The 18049-nt window shown below is 38.1% G+C and carries 11 protein-coding genes; 8 read left to right on the top strand and 3 right to left on the bottom strand.

Features of this window, described 5'->3' with window-relative positions:
- Window positions 1-124 precede the first annotated feature (124 nt).
- From JGH11_RS09400 to hutH, 7 genes are all read left to right on the top strand, one after another.
- Window positions 125-2959 (top strand): triple tyrosine motif-containing protein, encoded by a 2835-nt coding sequence (locus JGH11_RS09400; protein ID WP_236263940.1) that lies wholly within the window; start codon window positions 125-127, stop codon window positions 2957-2959.
- 191 nt (window positions 2960-3150) lie between these two features.
- A complete protein-coding gene (locus tag JGH11_RS09395) occupies window positions 3151-5136 on the top strand; it encodes a urocanate hydratase (protein WP_201111327.1) in 1986 nt (661 codons plus the stop codon).
- On the top strand, window positions 5133-5948 hold the full coding sequence (locus JGH11_RS09390) for a hypothetical protein (RefSeq protein ID WP_201111326.1): 816 nt from the start codon (window positions 5133-5135) through the stop codon (window positions 5946-5948). The genes JGH11_RS09395 and JGH11_RS09390 overlap by 4 nt, the downstream gene beginning before the upstream one ends.
- Before the next feature lie 20 nt (window positions 5949-5968).
- Window positions 5969-6871, top strand: a complete 903-nt coding sequence (gene ftcD, locus JGH11_RS09385; RefSeq protein ID WP_201111325.1) for a glutamate formimidoyltransferase — start codon at window positions 5969-5971, stop codon at window positions 6869-6871.
- A gap of 180 nt (window positions 6872-7051) precedes the next feature.
- Window positions 7052-8311, top strand: coding sequence for an imidazolonepropionase (gene hutI / locus JGH11_RS09380; protein ID WP_201111324.1), 1260 nt, complete (start codon window positions 7052-7054; stop codon window positions 8309-8311).
- Between the two features lie 26 nt (window positions 8312-8337).
- Window positions 8338-8961, top strand: coding sequence for a cyclodeaminase/cyclohydrolase family protein (locus JGH11_RS09375; RefSeq protein ID WP_201111323.1), 624 nt, complete (start codon window positions 8338-8340; stop codon window positions 8959-8961).
- Between the two features lie 4 nt (window positions 8962-8965).
- Entirely contained in the window at window positions 8966-10468 is a 1503-nt protein-coding gene (hutH, locus tag JGH11_RS09370; RefSeq protein WP_201111322.1) for a histidine ammonia-lyase, read from the top strand.
- 58 nt (window positions 10469-10526) lie between these two features.
- Here hutH and JGH11_RS09365 read toward each other — a convergent pair whose 3' ends face one another.
- The 3 genes from JGH11_RS09365 to JGH11_RS09355 form a co-directional block, all read right to left on the bottom strand.
- A complete protein-coding gene (locus JGH11_RS09365) occupies window positions 10527-11756 on the bottom strand; it encodes a TlpA disulfide reductase family protein (protein WP_201111321.1) in 1230 nt (409 codons plus the stop codon).
- Between the two features lie 120 nt (window positions 11757-11876).
- Window positions 11877-13418: a SusD/RagB family nutrient-binding outer membrane lipoprotein gene (locus tag JGH11_RS09360; protein WP_201111320.1), complete on the bottom strand. Its 1542-nt coding sequence runs from the start codon at window positions 13416-13418 to the stop codon at window positions 11877-11879.
- 88 nt (window positions 13419-13506) lie between these two features.
- The gene (locus tag JGH11_RS09355; protein ID WP_201111319.1) at window positions 13507-16704 is read right to left on the bottom strand and encodes a SusC/RagA family TonB-linked outer membrane protein; all 3198 of its coding nucleotides are present in this window, start codon (window positions 16702-16704) and stop codon (window positions 13507-13509) included.
- Between the two features lie 242 nt (window positions 16705-16946).
- Here JGH11_RS09355 and JGH11_RS09350 point away from each other — a divergent pair, with 242 nt between their 5' ends.
- The gene (locus JGH11_RS09350; RefSeq protein ID WP_201111318.1) at window positions 16947-17972 is read left to right on the top strand and encodes a Gfo/Idh/MocA family protein; all 1026 of its coding nucleotides are present in this window, start codon (window positions 16947-16949) and stop codon (window positions 17970-17972) included.
- Window positions 17973-18049: the final 77 nt, after the last annotated feature.

Below are 18049 nucleotides of genomic sequence, written 5' to 3'. Positions count from 1 at the left end.
ACATAAGTACTACATGTAAATTATAATTATTTAATAAACAGAATTATATATCCTTTTGTTTTTTTACATATTACTTTTAATTATTTATATAGTATATTTGGGTTGACATAAATTAATACTATAAATGAAATACATATTATATATAATTCTCTTTCTTTTCTACCCTCTTTTCATTTTTCCCAGCCCTATATGGCAAAGAAAAATACTCAATTTCGAACGGCATCAATATGAAGCAGGGCCTCAAAACTGGATGATGGATCAGGCTGAAAACAGATGGCTATATTGTGCAAATAACAATGGCCTTCTCGAATTTGACGGTACTAATTGGTCTCTATATCCTATCAGAAACAGGATTATTCGTTCAGTAAAAATATATCAGAATAGAATTTATGTCGGAGGAAGCTCTGAATTTGGCTATTTCGTATCTGACGAAATGGGTTTTCTTATATATAAATCTCTATCAGAAAGAGTAAAAGATTGGACAGGAGAAGTTTGGAAAGTCTTAATAAAAGATGATAATATATATTTTATTAGTGACAAACATATTCATATATATCGAAACGGAACGGATATAAAAACAATCAATGTCGGGAAAAAAATAGATTGTTCCGGAATTATTAATGGGAGGCTTTACATAGGAACGCCCGACGGTATTTTTTATCTGGATGAAAAAGAGAATATTCAGTTTCTATCGTTATCAGCATCACTTGTATCGCATAAGCTTGTAAGTATTTTACCTTACAAAAAGCAGCTATTGGTGACTACTGCCCAATTTGGATTATATATCATCGATGAAAATAATATACAAAAAATACATTCGATCGCAGATGATTTTATAAATAAGAATCAATTGTTCTGCACCTCAATACTAGGATCGATAGTGGTATTGGGTTCTGTTCAAAGTGGAGCTCTTATATTCGATCTGGAAAATCCGTGGCTTAAAGAGGAATATAACCTAGGTAATGGTTTAAAAAACAATACAATACTCAGTTCATTCTTCGATAGAGATCAGAACCTATGGTTGGGGCTCGATAAAGGATTAGCTATTGTAGACATGAATACTCCCGTAAAGCGCATGTATGCAACAGTATCTCCGATAGGGACTGGATATTGTTCTGCATGGTATAATAATAAGCTTTATTTGGGTACAAATCAAGGGCTGTACTTATTAAATGAAGATGGTAATTGCGAGCTGATCAAAGGATCTGAAGGACAAATATGGTCTATGCTTTTATATGATAATGTACTTTTCTGCTCAGGAGATAATGGTATTATGGCTATTTCTGAAAATGATATATATAAAATCCCGGTACCAAATGTATGGGAGGTCCAACCACTAACAGTTGATAAAGATAAGCTTATTGTAGGAACTTATTTTGGATTGGAAATAATAGAAAAAAAGAATGGAAAGTGGAATCCTTCATACAAAATAGAAAACTTTAATACGTCCTGCAGAGGTTTTATTGAGGACGACGAAGACCCTTTTAGTTTTTGGCTTGTAAATAATAACCGGAAGATTGAAAAAATTACAACAGACAAATCTTTCGCTAAAATAATAAACAGAAAAGAATACTCCCTGGGTACATCAAGGACTACTGAAAACTTATTCTTCAGAAAAATAGATAAAAATCTTACAATTTGCGGACAAGATGGTATATATCAATATAGTCGTATTACTGATAAATTCGATCATTATTCTCAGTTAGAATCTATGTTGGAAGGCCCTAAATACTACGAATTTCTATATATCGACAAATTGAAAAATATTTGGTTTGTAACTGATAAAAGTTTAAAATTCAGACAATACAGCCCAGATGGATATAACTCTCCTACACGCAATTGGGGACTATCCAATGAACTTATAGCCAATCAGGAAAATGTATATCTCAAAGACTCGACATCAGCCATTATTTCTGTAGATAATGCTTTTGTAAAAATAGACCTTAAAGGAAATACCCATAGATCGAAGAATATAAAAACTTATATAAAGAATCTCATCTGTAGCAAAAATGATAGCATCATAGCTACAGGAAGGGCTGTAAAACCTATTTCTTTACCCTACTCGCTCAACTCTATTAAAGTTAATTTTGCGGCGACTGACTTCACTCATACATCCGAGGTTCTCTATACATACAGATTAAAAGGCATGGACGAAGACTGGAGCTTACCATCCCCTGTTGCATCAAAAGAATACACAAATCTTTCAGAAGGTAAATATACATTCGAAGTAAGAGCTTTTACAGATGGAAATAATGAGCCTGCAGACACAGCATCTATTACATTTACCATCACTCCTCCATGGTACAGAACTCCTTTAGCATATAGTTTCTATTTTATTGTGATCATAATCATGTTATTCATTCTCTATAAAAAGACCATAAGTAAACAGCGGAAAATAATACATCAAAAAGGAGAGGAATTAATAGCGCAGACCAAACGTCATGAGGAAGAAACCAAACTAAAAGATCAGGAAATATACGAGCTTCAGAATAAGAACCTAAAATCTGAATTACAGTATAAAACACAGGAGCTTAGCGGATATATACTGAATATAATAAGGAAAAATGAAATCCTTGAAGAAGTAAAGAAAAGTGCGATAAACATCTCTAAATCCATTGATGAAGAAAAGCAATTAAACTCTATCAAGCAAAAGATTACTCGCCTCATCAGCCAGATAAATACAAATATAGAACATGATGCCGATTTTGAGGTATTCAAATCAAATTTCGATCTTGTCCATCAGGATTTCTTCCGTTTACTTGATGAGAAATACCCCCAATTAAGCAGAAATGATAAGGTTTTATGTGCATACCTCTATATGAATCTCTCTACAAAAGAGATCGCACCATTATTAAATATTTCCACACGTGGAGTAGAGGTTAATAGGTATAGACTACGTAAAAAAATGAATCTGGACAGGGATATCAATTTATCGGAATATCTGCAAAATCTAAAATAACTTTTATTGACTTTTTGATACTATATTGAGTCTATAGCCGAGAAAAACGGACTATATTCTTTTTCAAGTACCCGTCGATAGCTTAATATATATTATTTTGTCTTCTCCCCTGTTCAGAAATATTCCGAATATTTTCTTCAGGAAAAATATAAATCTTATCTTCGGATAATGTAACCAAGAACTATTGAATCATGGAAATCAGACTCGACCAAAAACTGCCTGAATATCCTTCTTTTGTTAGCGGAATACGCCGTGCGCCCGATCGTGGATATAAATTAACACCTGCTCAAACAGAAATCGCTCTGAAAAATGCCTTACGATATATTCCAAAGGAACTACATCAGATATTAGCTCCGGAGTTTCTGGACGAATTGAAGAACCGTGGACGTATCTATGGTTATCGTTACCGCCCTCAGGGAGATATTTATCCTAAACCAATAGATAAATACAAGGGAAATTGCATAGAAGGAAAAGCATTTCAGGTCATGATAGATAATAATCTGTGCTTCGATATAGCTCTTTACCCATACGAATTGGTAACTTATGGAGAAACCGGACAGGTATGTCAAAACTGGATGCAATACCAATTGATAAAAAACTATCTGGAGGTATTAACAAATGAGCAAACATTAGTCATAGAATCAGGACATCCACTAGGATTATTCAAGTCTAAACCGGATGCACCCCGTGTAATTATAACCAATTCGATGATGGTAGGTATGTTCGACAATCAAGCTGATTGGGAAATTGCTGCGCAGATGGGCGTCGCCAATTACGGACAAATGACTGCCGGAGGATGGATGTATATTGGCCCGCAGGGTATTGTACATGGTACATTTAATACATTGTTGAATGCAGGAAGACTAAAATTAAATATTCCTCAAGATAAAAATCTAAACGGCTACCTCTTTGTTTCATCCGGATTAGGGGGAATGAGCGGAGCTCAGCCCAAAGCGGCCGACATAGCCGGAGCCGTATCCATTGTTGCAGAAGTTGATTACTCGCGTATCGAAACCCGCCACAATCAAGGATGGGTACACCATATTGTTTCCAGTGTTGAAGAAGCATTCTTTATCGCAAAGGAGGCACTGAAACAAAAAAGACCTTGCTCTATTGCCTATCACGGAAATATTATCGATTTGCTCGAATATGCAGAAACAAAAGAGATACATATCGACTTACTTTCCGATCAGACATCATGCCATGCTGTCTACGAAGGAGGATATTGTCCTGTAGGAGTATCGTTTGAAGAACGGACTCAATTATTAAAGAAAGACAGGGAAGCCTTCAACAAGCTCATAAATAAATCTCTGAAACGTCACTTCGAGGTTATTCGCAGGCTCGTAGATAAAGGAACATATTTTTTCGATTATGGTAATTCATTTATGAAAGCTATATACGATGCCGGAATAAAAGAGATATCGAAAAACGGTATCGATGAAAAAGATGGTTTTATATGGCCTTCGTATGTAGAAGATATCATGGGGCCCGAATTGTTTGATTACGGTTACGGCCCTTTTCGCTGGGTATGCCTGAGCGGAAAACACGAAGACCTCATAAAAACTGATCATGCCGCAATGGAATGTATCGACCCTAACCGTAGAGGGCAGGACAAAGACAATTACGAATGGATATGTGATGCAGAGAAAAATCAACTCGTAGTCGGTACACAGGCACGTATTCTATACCAAGACGCTTTGGGCAGAATGAATATTGCTTTAAAGTTCAACGAACTGGTTCGAGAGGGTAAAGTAGGTCCTATAATGCTGGGTCGTGATCATCACGATGTAAGCGGAACAGATTCTCCTTTTCGTGAAACAGCCAATATAAAAGACGGAAGTAATGTGATGGCAGATATGGCTGTACAATGCTTTGCCGGCAACGCCGCCCGGGGGATGAGTCTCATCGCTCTTCATAATGGAGGAGGTGTAGGTATAGGCAAATCTATAAACGGAGGATTCGGATTAGTTTGTGATGGAAGTGAACGAATCGACAATATTATCCGTTCTTCTATGTTGTGGGATGTGATGGGAGGTGTAGCACGCCGCTCGTGGGCAAGGAATGAGCATGCAATAGAAACATGTCAATCGTTTAATAAAACACACGAAGATGGATACCACATTACAATGCCGTATATGGCAGATGATGACTATATAAAACAACTCTGTAAAGGATGAGAAAGCTTACAACATTTTTATTTTTACTCGTTTCGTTTAACGTTTTTTCTCAGATAGACCTGATAAAAACGGCGGCTAACCTTACCGATGAAGGAAAATATTTGTACCAGTTGGAAATGGTAGCATGGGACGGAACAGATATTTTTTATGATAGCTTTAAGGAGCCCGAAAGAATAGGAGGTTACTTCTCATTTATGGATGCCAACAAACCGAAATGTTTATTCTTTTCGAAAGGAGAAAGGCCCAGAGTCATCGGCGTTGTTACTTTCGGCGATATTGGGATTGTGGAAACCGCAACTATCGACTTTAAAGAAAGAGATTTCAAGAACTATGAAAAAGAGCTTTTCACTATACGAGCCAAAGCATTGGCTGAAGTCCAACAGGATACTTTATTTAAAGCATATAACAATACCAACCTGAACCTTATTCCTACAATGAGAAATGGGGTAAAAAAAGTATATGCATTAACAGCTCCCAAAGTAACGGGAGTCGTTCTGTTCGGAAATGATTATTTACTTACATTCGACAAAAATAATAACTTGATAGATAAGGAAAGATTACATCGTAATCTGATTCCTATAGCATTTGAGGACGATAAAGAAGCCGTAGCATCTGTACATTCCCATGCTCCGGGAACAAACGAGTTTATTACCCCTACCGATATCTGTACATTGATGCTCTATGCAAAGTATGCAGGATGGAAACAACATATGGTGATATCTCAAAATTATGTAAGCATCTGGGATTGTGAAAATAACTCTCTCGGAATAATGACAAGAGAAGATTTTGAGAAGATGAAGGAAATTGAATAACCATTAAATAAAGAAATACCATGAGTTTAAACAAAATTATAGAATGCGTGCCTAACTTCAGTGAAGGGCGCGATTTAGACAAAGTAGACAAAATAGCGAACGCATTCCGTGCAAAAGAAGGAGTAAAACTTCTGGACTATAGTACCGATAAAGATCACAATCGTATGGTAGTGACAGTTGTGGGTGAACCGGAAGCTGTAAAAAAAGCAGTGATAGAAGCTATTGGTATTGCTGTGGAAATCATAGACCTGAATCATCATAAAGGACAACATCCACGCATGGGTGCAGTAGATGTGGTCCCTTTTATACCCATTCGCAACGTTTCGATGGAAGAAGCTATAGCCCTATCGAAAGAAGTCGCTAAAGAAGTCGCCAATAAATATAACTTACCTATATATTTATATGAAAAAGCAGCATCAGCAGCTTATAGGGAAAATCTTGCCACTATCCGTAAAGGAGAATTTGAAGAGCTGAAAGAAAAAATGAAAATTCCTGAATGGAAGCCTGACTTTGGTCCTGCGCAGCCCCATCCGACAGCAGGCGCCACAGTTATCGGAGCACGTATGCCCCTGGTTGCCTATAATGTAAATCTTAATACCGACAAGCTGGAAATAGCAGATGCTATTGCAAAAAAGGTCCGTTTCTTAGGAGGAGGACTTCGTTTTTGCAAAGCGATGGGCGTTGAGTTGAATGAAAGAGGTATAGTACAAGTATCTATGAACTTAACCGATTTCACAAAAACAGCCATCTATCGTGCACATGAGTTGGTAAGAATAGAGGCTAACCGATACGGAGTTACCATAGTTGGAGCAGAAATTATCGGGCTTGTACCTATGGATGCACTGATCGATACAGCAGCCTATTACCTCGGTTTGGAAGATTTCTCTACTAAACAAGTACTCGAAACTCACCTCATGGAATAAGAAAAAGAAAGAATTATCTATATTCGGGATAAGTCAAAGCTGATTTTCGGGATGGAAGGTAACCATAAATAAAAGCATAAAAAGTGTCACTTTTGTCACCTTTTAGTTAAAATAAAAGTTGTCTCCCTTTGGCCGTTAACCGAAAAAACAACCTTTGTCATACTTATAACATTAGTTATTATGAAGCAAGGAAATATAATCATAAAGAATGCATCACAACTTGTAACATGCAGTGGACATTCGGCAAAGAAAGGGGAACAAATGTCTGATCTCTCCGTCATCGAAAACGGAACGGTCGTGATTACTGATGGATTAATCACCTATGTGGGAAAAGATGCTGATTGTCCGCCTTTATCCGATTTTCCCAACCATGTCATAGTAGAAGCCGAGGGAAAAGCCGTATTACCCGGATTTGTAGATTCACATACACATTTCATATTTGGAGGATATAGAGAAGAAGAGTTCTCATGGCGAATGCGTGGCGACAGCTATATGTCGATCATGGAGCATGGAGGAGGAATCCACAATACTATGACGGCAACCCGCAACGCATCCTTAGAAGACCTTCTGGAGTCGGGCCGTCATCGTCTGGACAAAATGCTCGCAATGGGCGTTACTACAGTAGAAGGAAAAAGCGGATACGGGATGAATAAAGAAACAGAGCTTAAGCAACTGGAAGCAATGAAAGCCCTGAATAAAGAACATCCTGTAGATATTGTCAGTACTTTCATGGGAGCACATGCCACCCCTAACGAGTATAAAGGACGAGTAGATGATTTCCTGGACTATATGATAAAGGAGGTTATGCCTGAAGTAAAAGATAAAAATCTGGCCGAATGCTGTGACATCTTTTGCGAAAAGAATGTATTCGATATAGAGCAATCACGCAGATATCTTACTGCAGCCCGAGATTTAGGATTCAAATTGAAAATACATGCCGATGAAATAGTAACGCTTGGCGGTGCTGAATTAGCTGCCGAGCTGAAAGCTCTCTCCGCCGATCACCTGCTGCAAGCATCGGACAAAGGGATAGAATGTTTAGCAGGAAGTAATACTGTAGCAACTTTACTCCCTTGTACCGCATTTTCTCTGAAAGAACATTATGCTCGAGGAAGGCATATGATAGATATGGGATGTGCTGTAGCTTTAGCGACAGACCTCAATCCGGGAAGTAGTTTCACAAATTCTATTCCACTCTTGTTTGCTTTAGCTTGTATCTATATGCAATTATCACCTGAAGAAGCAGTGACTGCACTCACGATCAACGGAGCAGCAGCGATCGGTAAAGCAGATAAGATAGGCAGTATAGATGTGGGTAAACAAGGCGATTTAGTTATACTGGAATACCCTTCATATAAATTCTTACCTTATCATATCGGGATGAATATTGTCGAAAAAGTTATAAAAAGGGGAATTCTATTCCCTAGTTCCAATATTTAAACTTTAAATCATTAAATGTAAAGCATATGTTAGCAAACTTAACTGTCAAAGAATTTCTCTCCAAAACAGCCGGCAGCGATCCTGTTCCCGGAGGAGGTAGTATTGCAGCACTAAATGCAGCTATTGCAGCAGCCTTAGCCGAAATGGTAGCGAACCTGACTATTGGTAAAAAGAAATACGAGGATAAAGAAGAACAGATGAAGCAAATCGCAGCATCTGCAAACAACTATCAAAAGCTTTTCATCTACGATATAGATGCCGATTCCGATGCATACAACAAAGTCTTCGACGCATTCAAACTTCCGAAGGAAACAGACGAAGAAAAAGCCGAACGGAGCAGACATATACAAGAAGCGACAAAAATAGCCGCTGAAGTACCCATGGAAGTTGCCCGAAAAGCATTTGCTATTATGGATATTATAGAACAAGTAGCCGAAATTGGTAACCAGAATGCAATTACCGATGCTTGTGTGAGTATGATGACAGCACGTTCCGCAGTATTAGGTGCAATTTTGAATGTGAAAATAAACTTGTCTTCACTAAAAGATGAGGTATATGTAGCACAAATGAAAAAAGAATGCGAACAACTGGAAAAGGCAGCTATTGAAAGAGAACAAGAGTTATTAAATAAAGTAAGTCAAACACTCTAAGTTTATGAAGAATGTCTATTACATCGGCTCAGGAGAACTAAATTTCGAAATAGTCGAAAAGATTATCAATAAGAATCTGAAGCTGGAATTAGCTCCCGAAGCAAAAGAACGTATACAAAAATGCCGTGATTATCTGGATAAGAAAGTAGAGTCATTGACTACTCCGTTGTATGGAATTACCACAGGATTCGGCTCTCTATGCAATAAGAACATATCACCCGATGAACTGACCCGTCTGCAAGAGAACCTGATAAAATCTCATGCTTGTAGTGTGGGAGAAGAGATTTCTCCTGTAGTGGTAAAATTGATGATGTTGCTCAAAGCACATGCCTTGTCGCTAGGATATAGTGGTGTACAAGTGATAACGGTACAGCGTATTATAGATTTTTTCAACAACGATATAATCCCTATTGTTTGCGATCGTGGATCTTTAGGTGCTTCGGGCGATCTGGCTCCTCTGGCTAACTTGTTCTTACCCTTAATTGGAGCAGGAGACGTTTATTATCAGGGAAAAAAACGAGAGGCTATAAGCGTACTTGATGAGTTTGGATGGAAGCCTATCCGATTGATGAGTAAAGAAGGACTCGCTCTTCTTAACGGGACTCAGTTTATGAGTGCTAATGGTGTATTTGCCATATTACGGGCATTTGCCATATCAAAAAAAGCAGATCTGATCGCATCCCTTTCGCTCGAGGCGTTTGATGGCTGTATCGATCCATTTTATGACGGACTACACCAAATGCGACCGCATAAAGGCCAGATAGAGACATCTTCAACTTTCCGCAAACTCCTTGAGGGCAGTGACATTATAGCCAGACACAAAGATCATGTGCAAGACCCCTATTCTTTTCGGTGTATTCCGCAAGTACATGGAGCAACTAAAGATGCTATAAACTATGTAGCCTCAGTTCTTCTGACGGAAATCAACTCGGTAACGGATAACCCTACTATATTCCCCGATGAAGACAAAATAGTATCGGGAGGAAATTTCCATGGACAGCCATTAGCTATTTCTTTCGATTTTCTGGCTATTGCGCTTTCAGAACTTGGTAATATATCGGAACGTCGTGTAGCTCAACTGATAATGGGACTTCGGGGATTACCGGAATTTCTTGTCGCCAACCCCGGAGTAAATTCCGGCTTTATGATTCCTCAATATACTTCAGCTTCGATGGTTAGCCAGAATAAGATGTATTGTTATGCTGCTTCCAGCGACTCGATAGTGTCTTCCAACGGACAGGAAGACCATGTAAGTATGGGAGCAAATTCGGCAGTGAAGCTATTTAAGATAATGGACAACCTGAATCATATACTTGCAATAGAACTAATGAATGCTGCTCAGGGTATAGACTTCCGCCGTCCGGCAAAGACATCTCCTGTACTCGAAGGCTTTCTGAAAGAATATAGGAAAGAAGTTCCCTTTGTGAATGATGATATTGTAATGTACAAAGAAATACATAAAACCGTAGCATTCCTCAACAGGGTATCGCTGGACTTTATGGATTGAATATAAAAAGCGTGTGAATAATAAAACTATTCACACGCCAACCTATTTCAGACTTTTATTATTCAGCTAATAAATCATCAATTACTTTATTAAAGTCTTGTTTGAATTCGTCATAAAACAAGCCTGTTGCAGGCCCGTTAAATCCTGTATGTATCTTACGGACTTTACCTTTCTTGTCTATAAATATTGTCGTAGGGTAGCCCATGATCTTACTCACCTGAGGTAGAGCCTTGGCTGTTGCATCATCTCCCAGCTTCCCGGCAAACAGGATATCGTACGTTGTTCCGTATCGTTTTACTAAACGGGAAAGAACAGTTTTCACATATTCGGGATCGTCTTTACGCTCAAATGCTAACCCTATAATCTCTACTCCACGATCTTTATTCTCTTTATACCAAGGTGATAGATATTCCATCTCATCAAGACAGTTAGGACACCAACTACCAAGTATGGATACTATTACGACCTTATCTTTAAACTTCGGATCTGACAGCGATACTTTATTCCCTTCTATATCAGGGAATGTAAAATCGAGACGATCAAAACCTTTTTTCATATAAGCCAAACTATATGGATCAGCAAGTGCAGCTTCGGCATTCCGTTTTCCTATTAGCTTAGTTACACCACGAGTAGTATAAAACTCTCCGGTAAAACTCTCATTCCCTTCAAACTTACCTTTAATCAAATACGGGCTCAAGCCTGCAAAAGCAGAAAACTGAAAACCATCATTAGTCAAGGCTCCTTCCAGGTAACGTAAATCTCCGGCATTGGTAAGTATAGAGCCTGTAAGTATATCATTATTCTGATTGAAGATACCCACATTGTAGGCCGTATCTCCTTTCTGACTAACAAACTGAATATCCCATTTTCCGGCCAATGATGTTGAAACAGGAGTAACAACCTTTTCGAAACGAGGTGCTTCCGATTTTACAGCCGTAAAAGGAATACCTTCATCCCCTCCTTCAACAAACAGTTTTTGAAAACGACCGTTAAATACTCCGTCCGCAACAGTACCTATTAGCCGGGCATCATATGCCTCGATGGGAACTATAACTGTATCGCCCAAATAATGGATTCCATTAAGAGGAACTCGTTCGGCTCCATTTATCAAATATACAGATGCCGAATCCGTTGCTGTATTAACAGCATCGAATATAAAGGGAAACTTCTGATCTGATACAGAAAATTCACCTCTCCACTTTCCATCAGTCAGCTTATTATCTATTACTTTATTACATGAAGCTAAAGAGACAAAGCTTGCGATACCCAATATAAAATGCTTTCTCATAATTATAAAACTTTAGTCCTAAACATCTTTGCCATACCGAATCAGATGGGGCATCTTATGGGAATAATTACTCCACTTTACGGAACTATGACAAAGAATGTATCAGGACAAAAATACACACTACTTTTTAAAAACCCATGGTTTCGTTTCTATTTTATCATTACCCTGTGCCGACAAAGCTTGCTGATAATTAGCCTTGTTTACATTTTGTTCTTTAGTCGGATAATACAAACGACTAGGTACACCTCCATCTCCGAAGAGAGGATCAAATCTGTATGTGACCTCGCTGCCCTCTATTGTTCCCTGAAATACCACGTCACCTTCTTTTGCAAGAAAATCAGGGTAACCTGTACGGCGATATTCACTCCACGCCTCTAGGCCTTGCATGTATAATGCTATATATTTCTGAGTCAACACATTTTTCTGATTGGCTGCAGGCAACTTGCCCAGATATGTTGTAACATCGGTAGCTGCAACACCCCATTTTTCGAGAGATGCCTGTACTCCCGCCTGATAATCAGCCTGGCTCCAATTCTTATATTCGGATATAAGAAAAGCAACTTCTGCGTATTCCATCAACACTTCCGAATAGTTAGCTGAATTGACCACTGCTCCGGGCAAACTAACATCAGTAGCTGCAAATTTACTTGCTTGATCGTTGGCCAGACCATATGGTAGCCCTACATAGGTATTTGTATTGGTTGCAGGTAAAGCGTAAATAGGTAAGCGTGGGTCGGCTACCGGAAGCACCGGATTAGCCCCTTTCAGCAAATCTACAAGAATACGAGATACTGCAAAGTCCTTCCTATTAGCTGTTACGGTTGCCCTATATAGTGGAGCTTCATTAGGAGATGTGGCTGAGTATTTGAATGAAGCATTATCGCCATTACTCACAAATACACCTTTATTTAGAGCGTCCTGGAAATGTTCTTGGTACAAAGAAGGATTCTTTTCTTTAAGACGTGTGGCAAAACGTAAACGTAAGGAGTTCGCCAATTTAGCCCATTTCTGGTTACTTCCAGCATAAATAATATCCGCACCTCCAAAAGTGGTTTCGCTCTGATATTTAATAAGTGTATCACCGGCAGCTTTAAGTTCATTGAGCAAATCTGTATAGATTTTCTCTTGTGCCGCATATTTAGGAGTTATATTCTCCGGGTTCTGCTGCAATGCCTGAAAGTCCGCATCTTTATTGCCATACGACTGATATGGAACATCTCCGAATACATCTGTAAGAGCATAAAAAGCATATGTCTTAAGAACACGGCTTATAGCTATTTGTGTTGCATTCCGCCCTACCCCGTTTGCTGTTGCAACCTCCTTTGTCGCCGGATCGGTATTTAGCTTTATTACTTCCTCCAGGTTATTCAATGTCTTATAAAGGCCTTTCCAATAATCGTCGGAATAGCTAAACGGAATATCGTAACGAGACTGAGTCGTATATGTGTTTTGAGCAAAATACTGCACAAATAGCATAGAACCTCTCAATGATACTTGTTCGCTACGAAGATTGTCCACCAATAACTTCTGAGACGAAGTAATCAATGATGTTGTCGGCACTGACGACGGACGGTTAGGATCTTCATTAATACCATCGACACATGATGTAGATAGTATTAATGATACAAAGCCGCCCAATATATATAGTCTATTTATTTTCATAATCAATTGTTTTATTATTCTCTGTTATGCTGAGCAAAGTGAAGTCCCTTTTTTATTCCGTTCACTAAGCTCAGAACGACACTTTTCTTTAAAATTTGAAACCAAGATTTAATCCATATGTCAACGGTGTCGGTATATTCCCTCCTTCTATACCCTGTACATTACCACTACTGTTTGTTATTTCAGGATCTATGTCTTTACTCTTGGTATATATATTCCAAATGTTACGGGCGTAGGCTGTTACACTAACACTTTCTATTTTCCATTTCGGCAGTTTGAAAGTGTACCCTAATGTCAATTCCCTCAGTTTAATAAAAGTGGCATCGAATACAGTATAAGCTGTAGGCCCATTATATTGATTTTGTGCCCATGCCTGAGCGGTAACATTCTTTGTGTTTTGAGCTGTATTACTTACTGTATATGTACCATCAGCATTGAAAACAACATTACCTGTAACTCCATCCAGAACTACTCCAGTTTCACGGATATTGTTTGCAGCTGTAGATTCCAGAATACCGGAATACATAGCCACCTTATAGGTCTGAGAGAATAATTTTCCTCCTACACGCGAATCGATAAGGAAACCGAATGTAAAATCTTTATATCTCAATTGATTCTGAAAACTCCATAAGAAATCGGGAAGTACACTTCCTAGTGGTACAAACTGGTCTGTACGCATATAGACACCATCTTTATCCACTACTTTTTGCCCATCAGAAGCATATACAAAATCGTACCCCATTATCTGACCATAGCTGTCTCCTTCTTTTGCCACCAAGGAAACCAGAGTGTTACTCAACTGTAAAGTATTCACTGCATCCGACAATTTTATTATCTTATTACTGTTCTTCGAAAAGTTAGCTATTGCAGTCCAATTCCAATCTTTTTGTCTGATAGGATTTATGGTTAATGTAGCTTCAATTCCTTTATTATTTATCTTGCCGGCATTAATTAATTTATTACTGTATCCAAAAGCATCTGACGTCGGTAATGAAATAATCTGGTCGCGGCTGTTATTATTGTAGTAAGTAACATCCAGTCCTAATAGATTATTAAACAATTGTAATTGCAAACCAGCTTCCCAAGAGGAAGTAATTTCCGGCTTCAATTCAGGATTATTTAATTTATCAGGTAGAACATAAGCTATATTCCCATTAAATGAATTCAACGCTTCATATGTTTTATATAACTGATATGGGTCTGTATCGTTACCCACCTGTGCCCATCCAAGGCGAGCTTTTGCAAACGAGAGCCAATTTTGCTCTTTTAATGCAGGTAACTCTGTCAAGATAAAAGACGATGTAATGGATGGATAAAGGAATGAATTATTATCCTCGGGCAAAGTAGAAGACCAGTCGTTACGCAATGTTCCATCCAGATACAAGAGGCTTTTCCATCCGTAGGAAACACTTCCGTAAACAGACGATATCGCTTTTTTATAAAGCCCTGTAGAAGGATTTACTATTATTGAAGCTGCATTATTCAGGCTATAATATTCAGGGATAGCCAATCCACCCGATGTTTGTATATCACTCACCTGTCTATTACGTCTCATATAGTTTGCACCCAAATTAGTAACCAGTGAGTGATCTCCCCAACGGTTATTTGTAGTTGCCAGAAACTCATAATTGAATTCATCGAATTTCTGAGAATATTCCTGATATTGAGACTGTGAACGGGAATAATAAGCTATACGATCTTGAGAATTATATTGGTATACATCTCCATTTATGCGACCTGTCAAGCTTAGCCATTTTGTAGGGGTTATGGTCAATCCTACGTTTCCATAAAAACGATCCCGATCTTCGGCCAAATAGCTTTCATATGCCGACCAATACGGATTGTCTATATATTTTGTCTTTTCTCCGGCAGCAGTGTTATTCCAACTGGTTCTATTCCATGCACGAGGAGTTCCATCGGCTCTTTTATATTCCTTCAATTTGCGATAATCTACCTGTACTTGCCCCCACTGATATGCTTCGAGCATGATATTGCGGTTAGAGGCTCCTGTCCAAGGACGACCTGTAGATTTATTATTTATATAATTTATATTTCCAAAAAATGAGACAAGCGATCCTTTTGTACTACCCGATATATTTATGGAATTACGCCCTAATGAAGAATTAGGAACAGTCCCTTTCACATTCTTATTGGTAAAGGATACACGAAAAGCTCCTTTTGTCGTATTCTTTGATAAAGCAATATTATTTGTATTGGAAACCCCGGTATTGAAAAAATCAGTTACATCATGTTCCGGGTATACCCAAGGTTGTGGATTAAGATAATCACCTTCATATTCAGGATCTAGATTGTACCAATGAAGCACGGGAGTACCATCGAGTTTAGGTCCCCAACTTTCATCTGCTGCATAATCCACTATGCTATATTCTTTTCCGTCGATAGTTGCTTTCTGGAATGTAGTACTATAGCCACCTCCATACAATTTCTGTCTTTTAGGTAAACGTACTACTTTTTCAAATTCGATACCTGTATTCACCTGTATATCGATACGGTCATCATTTCTATCCCCTTTTTTTGTCGTGATCAGAATTACACCATTAGCGGCACGTGTTCCGTAAAGAGCAGCGGCAGATGGGCCCTTCAGTACACTTATATCCAATATGTCATCCGGGTTGATATCTTGAATAGTACTTCCCACGTCTTTCCCTGCACTACCGTTAATTGTGGCAGATGTATTCATATCGGTATTATCTAACGGAACACCATCTATGATATATAAAGGTTGATTATTCCCTGTAATGGAATTTATACCACGAAGTGTAACCCGCGATGATCCTCCCATATTACCTCCACTGGAAATAACCTGCATCCCCGATATCTTACCCGACAATGCACTCAATGCATTTGTTGGCCTGGTTTCCAAAGCCTGCCCGGATACTCCTTGAACAGCATAACCGAGCGCTTTCTTTTCGCGAGGAATATTCAATGATGTGATTACCACTTCATCCAGTTCGGTACTTTTTTCTCTAAGAACAACATCCAGAGGACTATTGGTTAATATCTTTGCTTCATGGGTTTCAAAGCCTAAAAATGAAAAAACTAAAATATTATTCTTCTCTACAGAGATCGAATAATACCCATTAATATCAGTTAATGTTCCTGTACGGGCATTTCCTTTAATTTGTACAGTTACACCTGTAAGCTCAATGCCTGCGGCATCTGTAACACGTCCTTTTAAGACAAAACTATCATTTGTCTGAGCGAGTGTTAATAATGCAAAGACATTGAATAATAATAACAATTTGATTTTCGTTAGTTGCGACATAGCTTTTTTATTTACTCAAACAATCTTTATAGGTTTCATAAATATTAACCAGTTAAAAACAGATAATATTTATTACAAAAGTATAATGTCGTACTATTCCGTGAAATCCCTTCTATATGGTATTTATATACCTAAAATATGGTAGAAATTAATTTTTTCTTTACAATTGAAAGATATACTGCCTTATATTTGTATTTATGTCTTTTAAATTCTTACTTTTGTAGTAGCTGAACCTTTTTATCATGACATTGTTAAATAATCCTTTGCCCAAAGTACGTTTCGGTATAATTGGTACTAACTTTATTACTGAAAAAATATTAGATGCCGCGAAATATGATGCCCGCTTCGAACTCATAGCAGTATATTCCCGCACTCAGGAACGAGCTGAAGACTTCGCCCGAAAGTTTAATATACCATATACTTTTACATCATTAGAGGCAATGGCCGAGAGCAACCTGATTGATGCCGTTTATATTGCTTCACCAAATTATGCTCATGCCTCGCAGAGTATTTTATTTATGCAACATGGCAAACATGTACTATGCGAAAAACCTTTTGCCTCAAACGCAAAAGAAGTACATGCAATGATAGCTGCGGCTAAGAAGCATAATGTGGTTTTGATGGAAGCAATGAAGCCTAGCTTAACTCCCAATTTTACAGCAATAAAAGATAATATAGGCAAAATAGGAAAGATACGTCGGTACTTCTCTTGCTACTGCCAATATTCATCAAGATATGATAAGCTGAAAGAGGGAATTGTAATGAATGCTTTTGATCCCTCACTATCTAATGGAGCTGTAATGGATCTTGGAGTATATACTATATATCCGATGGTCGTTTTATTTGGTCGCCCTAAAAAAATCAATGCAACGGGGTTAATCCTTTCGACAGGAGTTGATGGGCAAGGAGGTGTAAATTTCGACTACGACGAGATGAATGCAACTGTGATATATTCGAAAATAGCCGATTCAACTTTGCCCACAGAAATACAGGGAGAAGAAGGAACAATAACAGCCGACAGAATTAATATTATAAATAAGGTCAGCCTAAAATACAGAAACGGAGAAGAAATTACGATAAGTAAACCAAATACAATCCATGAATATTATTATGAAATAGCTGAGTTCATAAATTTAATAATACAAGAGAGGAAAGAATCGGAAATTAATAGTCTCGAAAATTCACTAATAACAATAGAAATCATAGATGAAATAAGGAAACAACTAGGAATTGTATATCCTGCTGACAAAGGAGGAGTGTCATATTGAGCCAAAAAGGTATCCTTTTTATCATATTGGTATACACTCACTGTACTCTGCCAACCTTTTTTAACAAAATAAAATAA

The sequence above is a fragment of the Dysgonomonas sp. Marseille-P4677 genome, assembly GCF_016652235.1.
Taxonomy (GTDB): Bacteria; Bacteroidota; Bacteroidia; order Bacteroidales; family Dysgonomonadaceae; genus Dysgonomonas.
The sequence above is the reverse complement of the archived record's forward strand: the minus strand, read 5'-3'. Positions and strand labels throughout refer to the sequence as shown.